The organism is Teichococcus aestuarii (assembly GCF_003116135.1).
Taxonomy (GTDB): domain Bacteria; phylum Pseudomonadota; class Alphaproteobacteria; order Acetobacterales; family Acetobacteraceae; genus Pseudoroseomonas; species Pseudoroseomonas aestuarii.
Map to the genome: position 1 here is coordinate 315,081 of NZ_PDOA01000002.1, position 11,392 is coordinate 326,472.

Annotated in this window: 11 protein-coding genes; 5 read left to right on the forward strand and 6 right to left on the reverse strand. The window is 73.9% G+C overall.

Annotated elements, in window-relative coordinates; all coding sequences use genetic code 11:
• Positions 1–26: 26 nt before the first annotated feature.
• Together cmk and aroA are read right to left on the reverse strand one after the other, a co-directional pair.
• Positions 27–689: a (d)CMP kinase gene (gene cmk, locus CR165_RS04425; protein ID WP_109515744.1), complete on the reverse strand. Its 663-nt coding sequence runs from the start codon at positions 687–689 to the stop codon at positions 27–29.
• Positions 686–2,071, reverse strand: coding sequence for a 3-phosphoshikimate 1-carboxyvinyltransferase (gene aroA / locus CR165_RS04430; RefSeq protein WP_109515951.1), 1,386 nt, complete (start codon positions 2,069–2,071; stop codon positions 686–688). Before aroA ends, cmk begins: the two co-directional genes overlap by 4 nt.
• A gap of 81 nt (positions 2,072–2,152) precedes the next feature.
• Between aroA and CR165_RS04435 the strand changes: the two genes are divergently transcribed.
• The gene (locus CR165_RS04435) at positions 2,153–2,473 is read left to right on the forward strand and encodes a TIGR02300 family protein (protein ID WP_109515745.1); all 321 of its coding nucleotides are present in this window, start codon (positions 2,153–2,155) and stop codon (positions 2,471–2,473) included.
• 81 nt (positions 2,474–2,554) lie between these two features.
• Here the strand turns inward: CR165_RS04435 and CR165_RS25555 are convergent, their stop codons facing one another.
• The gene (locus CR165_RS25555; RefSeq protein WP_245906156.1) at positions 2,555–2,956 is read right to left on the reverse strand and encodes a hypothetical protein; all 402 of its coding nucleotides are present in this window, start codon (positions 2,954–2,956) and stop codon (positions 2,555–2,557) included.
• Here CR165_RS25555 and CR165_RS04440 point away from each other — a divergent pair.
• The 4 genes from CR165_RS04440 to CR165_RS04455 all read left to right on the forward strand — a co-directional run bounded on the left by CR165_RS04440 (position 2,956) and on the right by CR165_RS04455 (position 6,771).
• On the forward strand, positions 2,956–3,984 hold the full coding sequence (locus CR165_RS04440; RefSeq protein WP_408887525.1) for a methyltransferase: 1,029 nt from the start codon (positions 2,956–2,958) through the stop codon (positions 3,982–3,984). The two genes, CR165_RS25555 and CR165_RS04440, sit on opposite strands and share 1 nt — an antisense overlap.
• Positions 3,981–4,526, forward strand: a complete 546-nt coding sequence (locus CR165_RS04445) for a YdcF family protein (RefSeq protein ID WP_109515746.1) — start codon at positions 3,981–3,983, stop codon at positions 4,524–4,526. The genes CR165_RS04440 and CR165_RS04445 overlap by 4 nt, the downstream gene beginning before the upstream one ends.
• A 166-nt stretch (positions 4,527–4,692) precedes the next feature.
• Positions 4,693–5,736 carry a threonine aldolase family protein gene (locus tag CR165_RS04450; RefSeq protein WP_109515747.1) on the forward strand — a complete coding sequence of 348 codons (1,044 nt, stop codon included), beginning with the start codon at positions 4,693–4,695 and terminating at the stop codon, positions 5,734–5,736.
• 69 nt (positions 5,737–5,805) lie between these two features.
• Positions 5,806–6,771, forward strand: coding sequence for an SMP-30/gluconolactonase/LRE family protein (locus tag CR165_RS04455; RefSeq protein WP_109515748.1), 966 nt, complete (start codon positions 5,806–5,808; stop codon positions 6,769–6,771).
• A gap of 107 nt (positions 6,772–6,878) precedes the next feature.
• On the opposite strand, the gene add is transcribed toward CR165_RS04455, so the two are convergent.
• From add to CR165_RS04470, 3 genes are all read right to left on the reverse strand, one after another.
• Positions 6,879–7,982, reverse strand: a complete 1,104-nt coding sequence (gene add, locus CR165_RS04460; RefSeq protein WP_109515749.1) for an adenosine deaminase — start codon at positions 7,980–7,982, stop codon at positions 6,879–6,881.
• 5 nt (positions 7,983–7,987) lie between these two features.
• On the reverse strand, positions 7,988–9,565 hold the full coding sequence (locus CR165_RS04465; RefSeq protein ID WP_109515750.1) for an ABC transporter substrate-binding protein: 1,578 nt from the start codon (positions 9,563–9,565) through the stop codon (positions 7,988–7,990).
• Between the two features lie 125 nt (positions 9,566–9,690).
• A complete protein-coding gene (locus CR165_RS04470; RefSeq protein ID WP_109515751.1) occupies positions 9,691–11,322 on the reverse strand; it encodes a bifunctional metallophosphatase/5'-nucleotidase in 1,632 nt (543 codons plus the stop codon).
• Positions 11,323–11,392 lie beyond the last annotated feature (70 nt).

Consider the following 11,392-nt stretch of genomic DNA (forward strand, 5'->3'; position numbering starts at 1 on the left):
CCAGGGTGTTGTCAGGCCGGGCGTTGTCAGCCCAGGCGTTCGCGCACCAGCGCCCAGGCGGCGGCGAAGGCCGCCTCGGCGTCCAGCGCGGTGGTGTCCAGCAGCAGCGCGTCCCCGGCGGGCTTCATCGGCGCGGTGGCGCGGCTGGCATCCTGCGCGTCCCGCGCCCGCAGCTCGGCCAGCACCTGCGCCGGGTCGGCCTCCACGCCGCGGCCGCGCAGCTCCAGCCAGCGGCGGCGGGCACGCTCCTCGTCGCTCGCGGTGACGAACAGCTTCACCGGCGCCTCGGGGAAGACCACGGTGCCGATGTCCCGCCCGTCCAGCACCGCGCCATGGGTGCGGCCGAAATCCCGCTGCCAGTCCAGCAGCGCGGCGCGCACGGCGGGGATGGCGGCCACGGCGCTGGCGGCCCGATCGGCCGCCGGGCCGCGCAGGTCGGGGCGGCGCAGGTCCTCCGGCGTCAGCGCGCGGGCAGCGGCCTCGGCGCGGGCCGGATCGGCCGGGTCGGCACCCTCGTCCAGCAGGCGGCGGCCGGTGGCGCGGTAGAGCAGGCCGGTGTCCAGGTAGGACAGGCCGAGCGACTCGGCCAGGCGCCGCGCCAGCGTGCCCTTGCCCGCCGCCGCCGGCCCGTCCACCGCGATCACCACCCCGGCGAGGCTGCGCGCGGGCGCCGGCTGCGCCCCGCTCATGCGGTGGCCGGGTGGTTCAGCCGGCGCAGGGCATCGCCCCCCGCCGCGCGGTTGATGAGGTCGGCGAAGCCGGGGAAGGAGGTGTCGATGAAGCTGGCATCGTCCACCGTCACCGGCTGCGCGGTGGCCAGGCCCAGCACCAGCGCGCTCATGGCGATGCGGTGGTCCATATGGGTGACGACGGTGCCGCCGCCCGGCGGCGGCGCGCCGGTGCCATGCACCAGCATGTCGTCGCCCTCGATCTCGACGCGGATGCCGTTGGCCTCCAGCAGCGCGGCCGTGGCGGCCACGCGGTCGCTCTCCTTCACCCGCAGCTCGGCCAGGCCGCGGAAGCGGCTGATGCCGCTGGCGCAGGCGGCGGCGACGGCCAGGATGGGGTATTCGTCCACCATCGAGGGCACCCGCTCCGGCGGCACGTCCACGGCGCGCAGCGCGCCGAAGCGGGCGGTCAGGTCGCCCACCGGCTCGCCGCCCTCGGTGCGGGCATTCTCCACCACGAGGTCGGCGCCCATCTCGCGCAGCGTGGTGAACAGGCCGGTGCGCAGCGGGTTCAGCCCGACATGCGCCACCGTCAAGGCCGAGCCCGGCACCAGCAGCGCCGCCACCAGCGGGAAGGCGGCGGAGGAGGGGTCGCCCGGCACCGCCACGGGGGCGGCCACCAGCTCCGGCTGGCCGTCCAGCTCGATGACGCGGCGGTGGCCATCGGCCTCCACCTGCACCGTGGCGCCGAAATGGCGCAGCATGTTCTCGGTGTGGTCGCGCGTCGCCTCCGGCTCCACCACGCGGGTCACGCCGCGGGCGCAGAGGCCGGCCAGCATCACCGCCGACTTCACCTGCGCCGAGGCCATGGGCAGGGTGTAGTCCAGCGGCATCGGCTGGGCGGCACCCTCGATGGCGAGCGGCAGCCGGCCGCCGGCGCGGCCGGTGAAGCGCGCGCCCGAGGCCGAGAGCGGGTCCGTCACCCGCTTCATCGGCCGCTTGCGCAGGCTGGCGTCGCCGGTCAGCACGGCGAAGAGCGGGTGGCCGGCGAGCAGGCCGCAGATCAGCCGCGCGGCGGTGCCGGAATTGCCCATGTCCAGCACGTCCGCCGGCTCCACCAGCCCGCCGACGCCGCGGCCGGAGACCTGCCACTGGCCTTCGCCCAGCCGCTCCACCGTGGCGCCCAGCGCCCGCATGGCGGCGGCGGTGCGCAGCACGTCCTCCCCCTCCAGCAGGCCGGAGATCTCGGTGCGGCCAACGGCCAGCGCGCCGAACATCAGCGCGCGGTGGCTGATCGACTTGTCGCCGGCGACCGTCAGGCGGCCGGAGAGGCCCTGAAGCGGCCGGGAGGCGCGCAGCGGCCTTGCATTCGTTCCATGTTCCACAAGGGCGGGGTTTGACATGGGGGCGGGGTGCGTGGCAATGCGCCCCGTGTTTTTCAGCCGGCCCATCCCTGGCCCGCCTTTCCCGGGATACTCACGCTGATGGCCAAGCCCGAACTGGGTCTGAAACGCACTTGCGTCGCCTGCGGTGCCAAGTTCTACGATCTGACCCGCCAGCCGGCGGTGTGCCCCAAGTGCGGCACCGAGCAGCCCGCCGAGCAGCCGCGCCTGCGCCGCGCCGCCGCCGTGGTCGAGGAGAAGGTCAAGAAGCGGCCCGTCCCGGTCGAGGCCGATGGCGACGAGGTCGAGATCGAGGACGTCGACGCCGATGACGCGATCGACGACGCCGAGGATCTCGATGACGCCGAGGACGACATCGACGCCGAGATCGAGGTCGAGACCGACCGCGAGGAAGAGAACTGACCGCCTCCGGGCGCGCCGACTCGCAGGAATGACGATTTGGAGCTGGGGGAATTCATTCCCCCGGCTTTTTTATTGGCGCCCCTACTGGCGCTCCATCGCGAACATCGCGATCCGCACCAGCGCGCTGACCACGAGCAGGACCAGGACGATCCGGGAGAGGGTGGAGATCGGCGGCATGCCCTCCACATGGTTCCTGGCGGCCCGGCATGGAAGGCTCGCTGGCGCGGCGCCGCGGCATCGCCTATCCGGTGGGGCATGGACGCCACCGATGCCCATCTCGCCGCCCAGTACGAGGCCTACCCCTACCCGCAGCGCGACCCGCGCGAGGAGGCGAAGCGCCTGATCGTCGGCAGCCCGAGCCACCTGCGGGAGATCGACCACTGGATCTTCGGCGCCCGCCGCCCGGCCACGCAGCCGCTGCGGGCGCTGATGGCGGGCGGCGGCAGCGGCGACGGCACGATGATGCTGGCGCAGCAGATGCAATGGGCCGGCAGATGCAATGGGCCGGCCGCCCCGGCGAGGTGGTGTGGCTCGACCGCTCCGCCGCCGCCTGCCAGGTGGCCGAGGCGCGGGCCAGGCAGCGCGGCCTCGCCAACATCCGCTTCGTCAACGGCTCGCTGCTCGACCTGCCGACGCTGGGCCTCGGCGAATTCGACTACATCGATTGCTGCGGCGTGCTGCACCACCTGCCGGACCCGGCGGCGGGGCTGGCGGCGCTGGCGGGCGCGCTGGCGCCGGGGGGCGGCATCGGGCTGATGGTCTATGCCCCGCATGGCCGCACCGGCGTCTACATGCTGCAGGACGCGCTGCGCCTGCTGGCACCGGAGGAGGAGCCCCCCGCCGCCCGCGTGGAGGCCGCCCGCCGCCTCTGGAAGCACCTGCCCGAGACCGCCTGGCTGCGCCGCAACCCCTGGATCACCGACCATCTCGATGGCGGCGATGCCGGGCTCTACGACCTGCTGCTCAACCCGCGCGATGTGTCCTTCAGCGTGCCGCAGCTCGCCGCGCTGATCGGGGGGGCCGGGCTCAGGCTCCGCTGCTTCGTCGAGCCGCTGCGCTACGACCCGGACCGCTATCTGCCGGACCCGCGCCTGCGCGCCCGCACCGCCGCGCTGGACCCCGTGGCCCGCGCGGCGCTCGCCGAGTCGATCTGCGGCAACATGGGCATCCACATCGCCTATGTGACGCGCGACGAGGCCCCGGAACCCGCCTGGGACGACCCCGCTGCCATCCCGGTCCTGCGCGAGCTGGACGGCGCGGCGCTGGCCAAGGGGCTGCCCCGGGACGGGGTGCTGCGCGTCACCTTCGACGACATCCGCCTCGGCATCCCGCTGCCGCGCCTCGCCGCCGCCATCCTGGCGCGGGTGGACGGGCAACGCCGCATCGGCGAGATCGGCGACGCGCTGGCGGCCAACGGCATCCCGCGCGAGGCCTTCGCGCGGGACTGGGCGGCGCTGCGCGATGCCATGGAGCCGCTCAACCGCCTGCTGCTGGCCGCCCCGCCCGGATGAGCGATCCCCTGGAGCAGCGGCCGGCCATCGTCATCTTCGGCGCCGCCGTGCGCGCCGATGGCGGCCCGAGCCTGACGCTGCGCCGCCGCGTGATGGCCGCCGCCGCCTTCGGCGCCACCCTGCCCAGCCCGCTCTACGTGCCCACCGGCGCCAAGGGCCGCCACGGCCCGGCCGAGGCCGAGGTGATGGGCCGCCTGCTGCAGGATCTCGGCGTGCCCGCCGCCGCCATCCGGCTGGAACCCACGGGGACGGACACGCTCTCCTCCGCCCGCGCCTGCGCCGCTTTGCTGCGCGGGCATGAGGGGCCGGTCTATGCCGCCAGCAGCGGCTACCACCTGCCGCGCTGCGTCATGCTGCTGCGGCTCTACGGCCTGCGGGCGCGCGCCGCGCCGCCGCCCGAGGCCGCCCATGCCTGGCGGGAGCGCTGGTGGTGGCGCGGGCGGGAGGCGCTGGCCCTGCCCTACGACGCGGCATTGGCCTGGTGGGAGGTGCGCCGCGCCCCGGCCGCCCCGCCCTCTGCCCCTCCCCCTGGCCAGGGCTGAGGCTCCCGGTGTAGAAGCCGCGCCAGCATCGCGAGTCGGGCCCCGCCCCGACGCCAACCTGCCCCGTCCGTGGCAAGGTGGCACCCCGGCGACGGGGGATGTGGCCGCGCTCGGCAATCCAACGGCGCCCACCTCGATGCGGAGCATGGAAGGAAGGGCGCCGCCGATGGACCAGCAATTCGCCAGCGACAACTATGCGGGCCTCTGCCCCGAGGCCTGGCAGGCCATGGCCGAGGCCAATGCCGGCCACGCCCCCGCCTATGGCGACGACCCCTGGACCGCCCGCGCCGCCGACCGCTTCCGTGCCCTGTTCGGCACGGAATGCGAGGTGTTCTTCGTGTTCAACGGCACGGCGGCCAATGCGCTGGCCCTGGCCGCGCTGTGCCAGAGCTACCACAGCGTGATCTGCGCCGAGGCCGCGCATGTCGAGACCGACGAGTGCGGCGCGCCGGAATTCTTCTCCAACGGCTCCAAGCTGCTGGTGGCGCCCGCCAGCGGCGGCCGGCTGACGCCGCACGCCATCCGCACGCTGGCCACCGCGCGGGGCGACATCCACTACCCCAAGCCGCGCGCCGTCACGATCACCCAGCCCACCGAGACGGGCGAGGTCTATTCGCTGGCGGAGATCCGCGCCATCGCCGCCGAGTGCCGGGCGCTTGGGCTGCGCCTGCACATGGATGGCGCGCGCTTCGCCAATGCCTGCGCCAGCCTCGGCTGCTCCCCGGCCGAGATGACCTGGCAGGCGGGGGTGGACGTGCTCTGCTTCGGCGGCACCAAGAACGGCATGGCGGTGGGCGAGGCGGTGATCTTCTTCAACCGCGCCCTGGCCGAGGATTTCGACTACCGCTGCAAGCAGGCGGGGCAGCTCGCCTCCAAGATGCGCTTCCTGGCCGCGCCCTGGGTGGGCATGCTGGAAAGCGGCGCCTGGCTGCGCAACGCCGCGCACGGCAATGCCTGCGCGCGGGACTTCGCCGCCATGCTCGACGGCATCCCCGGCGTGGCGCCGATGTTCCCCGTGCAGTCCAACGCCGTCTTCCTCCAGGCGCCGCCGGCGGTGCTGGAGGGGCTGAAGGAAAGGGGCTGGCGCTTCTACACCTTCATCGGCGGCGGGGCGCGCTTCATGTTCGCCTGGGATGCCCGGCCGGAGCGGATGCGGGCGCTGGCCGACGACCTCCGCGCCCTGGCCGCCGGGGCCATCTGCCAGGGATAGTGCCGCGCCACGCCCCGTGCCAGTCTGCTCAGCAGCAGTCTGCTCATCAGACGAGTGAGGGAGAACACCATGAACCCGACCGGCCTGAACGAGACGCCCTGGGAGCCCAGCCAGCGCTACCCCGAGCCGCGCTTCCGCGCCTTCGACCCCGCCTTCCTGCGCTTCCGCGCCATGAACGGCACGGTGGAGAAGCTGGCCGGCGGCTGCCGCTGGGCGGAGGGGCCGGTCTGGTTCGGTGACCAGCGCGCCCTCTACTGGTCCGACATCCCGAACGACCGCATCCTGCGCTGGGACGAGGTGACCGGGCAGGTCGCCGCCTTCCGGCAGTCCTCCAACTACGCCAACGGCAACACGCGCGACCGCCAGGGCCGCCTCGTCACCTGCGAGCACCTGACGCGGCGCGTGACGCGCACCGAGCATGACGGCGCCATCACCGTGCTGGCCGACCGCTATGACGGCAAGCGCCTGAACTCGCCGAACGACGTGGTGGTGAAGTCCGACGGCTCCATCTGGTTCACTGACCCGCCCTTCGGCATCCTCGGCTACATCGAGGGCGAGAAGGCGGAGCCGGAGCTTTCGCAGGGCGTCTACCGCATCGACGGGCAGAGCGGCGCCGTCACCCTCGTCACCGACGAGCTGGCCGGGCCGAACGGCCTCGCCTTCAGCCCGGACGAGCGCATCCTCTACATCGTCGAGAGCCGCGCCGAGCCGCGCCGCATCGTCGGCTACGACGTGGGCGAGGATGGCCGCCTCTCCAACCGCCGCACCGTGGTGCAAGGCGCCGCGGGCGACACGCCGGACGGCTTCCGCGTGGACACCGAGGGCAATCTCTGGTGCGGCTGGGGCATGGGCGGCGCGGAGTTCGACGGCGTGCGCGTCTTCACCGCCGAGGGCCGCCCGCTCGGGCAGATCGACCTGCCGGAGCGCTGCGCCAACATCTGCTTCGGCGGGCGGCACCGCAACCGGCTGTTCATGGCGGCCTCGCGCTCGCTCTACAGCGTTTACGTCAATGCGCAGGGCGTGGCAGGGGGGTAGGAATCTTCTTTTTCTGAAGAAAAAGAAGCAAAAAAACTTTGTCAGTTTGGCGGTGCGCTGGTTGAGAAGCGTGACGCCAAACTGACAAAAAGTTTTTGGTTCTTTTTTTAAAAAGAACTTCTTTCTGACTCTTTCACCTCTCGCATGATGGCGAGATCCAGCCTGCGGTCTTCCGGGTCCAGCGCCGCCTCCAGCGCATCCAGCCGCGCGCTGAACTCGGCGCGCAGTTCGGCCTTGCGCGCCTCCGGCAGCCAACTCGCCTCCACCCCGGCCAGGCTGAGCTGCCGGGCCTGCGCCGGCTGCCAGCCCAGCGCGTCGAACAGGGTGCGCCAGCAATGGCCCATGCTGGTGTGGAAGAAGGTCGGGTCGTCCGTGCCCAGCACGATGTTCACCCCCGCCTCGTAGAGCCGGCGGATGCGCTGCTGGCGCGGCGCCCGGTTGGCCGGGATGGAGGACCAGCAGGCCATGGTGAAGGGCACCTGCTCCGCCGCCGCGCGGGCCAGGATCGCCGGGTCGGCCAGCATGTTGTAGCCGTGGTCGAGCCGGTCGCAGCCCAGCGCGTCGCGGCAATGGGTGAAGTGGGCGGGCGGGCCCTCGAACAGCGTCTGGTTGTCCTCGCAGACATGGGCGGTGCGGCGCAGCCCGGCGCGGCCGGCGCGGCGCCACGCCTCCACCCACACCAGCGGCGGCCCGGCGCGCTCGGCGCCATCCAGCCCGATGCCCACCACCTGCGGGCGCGGGTGGCGCTGCACCCAGTCCAGCATCTCCAGCGCCTCGGAAGGCAGGCAGACGCTGCGGTCGATGCAGGCGATGAGCAGGGCGGAGGTGCCGAACTCCGCCTCGGCGCGGGACAGCCCGTCGATCAGCCCATCGACGATCTCCGGGTAGGTGGCGCCGTTCGGCGTGTAGTAGTGCGGGTTGAAGAAAATCTCGGCGTGGCGGACATTGCCGTGCCGGTGCAAATCCTCGATGCACTCATAGGCCACGCGGGCGAACTCCTCGCGCCGCCGCACCGCCAGGGCGCCGAGCCGCAGCACCTCGAGGAAGCCGTAGAAATCCAGCCACTGGTAGAGCGTCTCCGCCGGGCGCGGCAGGCGCACGCCATTGGCCGCCGCCAGCTCCACCAGCGTGGTGGCGCGCACCGCGCCGGCGATGTGCAGGTGCAGCTCGACCTTCGGCACGAGGTCGAGATAGTCGGAATAGCCCAGCATGGCGCTCAGCGCCCCCCGCGGGCGATGTTCCAGAGGAACATGGCCGGGCCGGTGGGCACGCCGGTCAGCTCGGCGCGCCAGGCGGAGGCGGCGACGAACTGGCCGAGCGGCATGTAGAAGCCGGCCTCGGCGGCGCGGGCATGGATCTCGCCCGCCAGCCGCTTGCGTTCCTCCTCGCTGCCGGCGGCGGCGAAGGCGGCGCGCAGCCGCTCCACCGCCTCGTCCTTCGGCCAGCCGGCGAAGCCCGCCGGGCCGGGGCCGGCGCCGTTCAGATAGACGTTCTGCAGCGGCGTCTGCATGTCCGGCACGGTGTTGGTGGTGTGGAAGATGTGCCAGCCCTCCGGCCGGGCGCGGCGGCCGAAGAAGGTGTTCAGGTCCATCGACTGCAGGTCCACGGTGAAGCCGAGCCGGGTCAGCAGATCCTGCGTCACCAGCCCCAGCGCGGCGATGCCAGGGGCGTCGGCCGGGTGCAGGATGACGATGGGCTTCGAGAGATCGGCCCCGCTTTCCGCCAGCAGGCGGCGGGCGCCTTCGAAATCGGGCGCGGCGGGCATGCCGGCGGCGGTCTCGTAGGGCGTGCCGCAGCCGTAGAAGCTGCGGCATTCCCGCCCGTATTCGGCGCGGCCCGCGACGCCGGGCAGGTAGTCGGCCTGGTTCACCGCCAGCATCACGGCGCGGCGCACCTGCACGTTGTCGAACGGCGCCTGGAGGTGGTTGAAGCGCAGGATGCCCTGGTAGCCGAAGGGGCTCACCACCTGCACCTTCACCTGCCGGTTCCGCTCCAGGATGGGCAGCACATCGGCCGGCAGCCGCTCCAGATAATCCACCTCGCCGGTGGAGAGCGCGCTCACCTGGCTGGAGACATCCGGCATGGCGATCAGCTCGATCCGCTCGAAGCGCGGATGCTTGGCCCCGCTGGCCCAGACGGAGGGCTCCGGGCGCGGCCGGTAGCCGGCATGGCGGGCGAGCACGATGCGGTCGCCGGGGCGGTATTCCTCCGCCACGAAGCGGTAGGGGCCGGAGCCGATCGGCTCGGTGACCGGGCGGGTGGCGGGCGTCTCGGCCAGGCGCTTCGGCATGATCATCGGCACCATGGCGCCCGGCTTGGCCAGCGCCTCCAGCACCAGCCCGAAGGGCTCGCGCAGCACCAGGCGGAAGGTGGCGGAATCCACCGGCTCCAGCGTGGCGGTGGCGCGCAGCAGCTGGCCACCCAGCGCGTCCCGCGCGCCCCAGCGGCGCAGGCTGGCCACGCAATCCTCGGCGGTGACGGGGGCGCCGTCGTGGAAGACCAGCCCTTCGCGCAGGGTGAAGCGCCATTCCAGCCCGTTCCCGCTGCGCTCCCAGCGCTCCACCATCTGCGGCCGGGGCCGCCACTGGTCGTCCACCGCGAAGAGTGTGTCGAAGACGAGGTAGGAAAAATCCCGCGCGGTGAAGCTGGTGGTGAAGTGCGGGTCGAGGATGGTGGTCAGCGTCTCCGGCACGACGCGCAGCGTGCCGGCGCGGCCCGGCGACTGCGCCCGCGCGGCGGTGGAGAGCAGGGCGGGCACGCCAAGGGGAGCGGCGAGGAGGGTGCGGCGGAGCATCGCGGGGGAACCTCTACAAAGCGGGCGGGCGGGGCGCCGCGCCGGTCATGTCCGGCGCAGCAAGAATCATGCGCGAGAACCATGGGGCAAGAACCATGCCCGGCGGCCCGTGAAAACCCGCCCTCTCACTCCGCGCGGATGCGCCCCTCCGTCGCGGCGCGCGCGGCGCCCCCGGCGGCGAGGTGGCGGGCCACCGCCTCGTCCATGGGCAGGCCGTTGTCGCGGGCCATCAGCGCCCGGTCGCGGAAGGGCAGGTAGCCATCGCCGCCGCGGCGCAGGAAGTCGTTGGTGACGAGGCGGTAGGCCCGCTCCGGCTCCAGCGGCCGGCCGCCGATGGTCACCGCCGCCACCCGCTCGCCCACCGGCGCCTGCGGGCGGATGCGCAGCGCCATCCCCGCCACCTGCGGGAAGGCGCCGCCCGAGCCGGCGCGGGAGAGACCGATCTCCAGCGCCGCGCGCAGGTCGGCACCGCGCAGCACCAGGAAGGCGAGGGTGTTGCCGAAGGGCAGCGCCTCCAGCACCGCGCCGCGGCTGATCATCCCCTCCGGCAGGCCGGCGCGCAGCCCGCCGCCATTGGTCAGCGCGATCTCGGCCTCCGGCTCGGCGGCCAGCATGGCGTCGGCCACCAAATTGCCGAGGGCGCATTCGCCGCCGCGGCAGCCCTCTGGCGTCAGGCCCGGGGCGCCGGGGCCGGCGGGGCTGGCGCGCAGCGCCGCCAGCGGCGCGGCGAAGCCGGCCAGCAGCGCCGCCACCGCCGCATCCTCGGCCAGGGCGGCGGTGACGGGCCGCACCGCGCCGCCATGCGCCAGCACCCGCCCATCCGCCGCGAGGTCCAGCGAGAGCCGGCCGAGCCAGCGCCCGTAGGAGCCCGCCTGCACGATGCGGACGGCGCGGTCCGGCCCGTCCGCCAGCAGGGGGTGCGGGCCTTCCGCGCCGGGCAGGCCATCGGCCAGCAGGGTATGGGAATGGCCGCCGACGATGAGGTCGAGGCCCGGCACGGCGGCGGCCAAAGCGAGGTCGCTGGCCAGGCCCAGATGCGAGAGCACGAGGATGGTGCCGGCCCCCTGCGCCCGCAGCACGGCGGCCTGCCGGGCGGCGGCCTCCTGCGCGTCGGTGAAGGCGAGGTCGGGGCCGGGGCTGGAGGCGCGCGGCGTGGTCTCCGTCGTCAGGCCGATGACGCCGATCCGCGCGCCGCCGCGCTCGAACAGGGCCGAGGGGCGGATGCGCGCGGCCAGCGCCGGCATCCGGCGGGCGTCGAGATTGGCCGAGAGCAGCGGGAACTCCACCGCCGCCGCGTAGCGCAGCAGCCCCTGCGGCCCGTGGTCGAACTCGTGGTTGCCGAGCGCCATGGCCTCGCAGCCCGTGGCGCGCTGCACCGCCGCCTCGGCCAGCCCGCCATGGGCGGTGTGGTAGAGGCTGCCGGTGAACTGGTCGCCGGCGTCGAGTTGCAGCACGGCGCGGCCGGCGGCGGCGGCCTCGGCGCGGGCCTCCGCCAGGGCGGTGGCCAGCCGTGCGCTGCCGCCCAGGCAGTCCCGCCCCGGCGCGCAGGCGGCGCCGCTCGGCTGCTGGCCCTCGTGCCGGGCGTGGAAGTCGTTCAGGTGCAGCAGCGCGAGCCGCGCCGCCGCCTCAGCGCGGGGCCGGCGCAGGGCGGGAAGGGCCAGCGCCAAGCCGAGCGGCGCGACGCGCAGCAGGGCGCGGCGCGGCAGGCCGGGCCGGGCGGGGGCGGCGGGGGAGGGGGCAGGAGAGTCGGGCGGCATGACGGATTCCCCACGGGCAGCCCCGCTTTAGCCCAAGTCCCGCCGCATTCGGAATGTCCCTTGTCTGCCG

Excerpts from the sequence above, each read along its gene's own strand:
- cmk (WP_109515744.1), bottom strand. The coding sequence starts at position 689 with ATGAGCGGGGCGCAGCCGGCGCCCGCGCGCAGCCTCGCCGGGGTGGTG.
- aroA (WP_109515951.1), bottom strand. The coding sequence starts at position 2,071 with ATGTCAAACCCCGCCCTTGTGGAACATGGAACGAATGCAAGGCCGCTG.
- CR165_RS04435 (WP_109515745.1), top strand. The coding sequence starts at position 2,153 with ATGGCCAAGCCCGAACTGGGTCTGAAACGCACTTGCGTCGCCTGCGGT.
- CR165_RS04440 (WP_408887525.1), top strand. The coding sequence starts at position 2,956 with ATGGGCCGGCAGATGCAATGGGCCGGCCGCCCCGGCGAGGTGGTGTGG.
- CR165_RS04445 (WP_109515746.1), top strand. The coding sequence starts at position 3,981 with ATGAGCGATCCCCTGGAGCAGCGGCCGGCCATCGTCATCTTCGGCGCC.
- CR165_RS04450 (WP_109515747.1), top strand. The coding sequence starts at position 4,693 with ATGGACCAGCAATTCGCCAGCGACAACTATGCGGGCCTCTGCCCCGAG.
- CR165_RS04455 (WP_109515748.1), top strand. The coding sequence starts at position 5,806 with ATGAACCCGACCGGCCTGAACGAGACGCCCTGGGAGCCCAGCCAGCGC.
- add (WP_109515749.1), bottom strand. The coding sequence starts at position 7,982 with ATGCTGGGCTATTCCGACTATCTCGACCTCGTGCCGAAGGTCGAGCTG.
- CR165_RS04465 (WP_109515750.1), bottom strand. The coding sequence starts at position 9,565 with ATGCTCCGCCGCACCCTCCTCGCCGCTCCCCTTGGCGTGCCCGCCCTG.
- CR165_RS04470 (WP_109515751.1), bottom strand. The coding sequence starts at position 11,322 with ATGCCGCCCGACTCTCCTGCCCCCTCCCCCGCCGCCCCCGCCCGGCCC.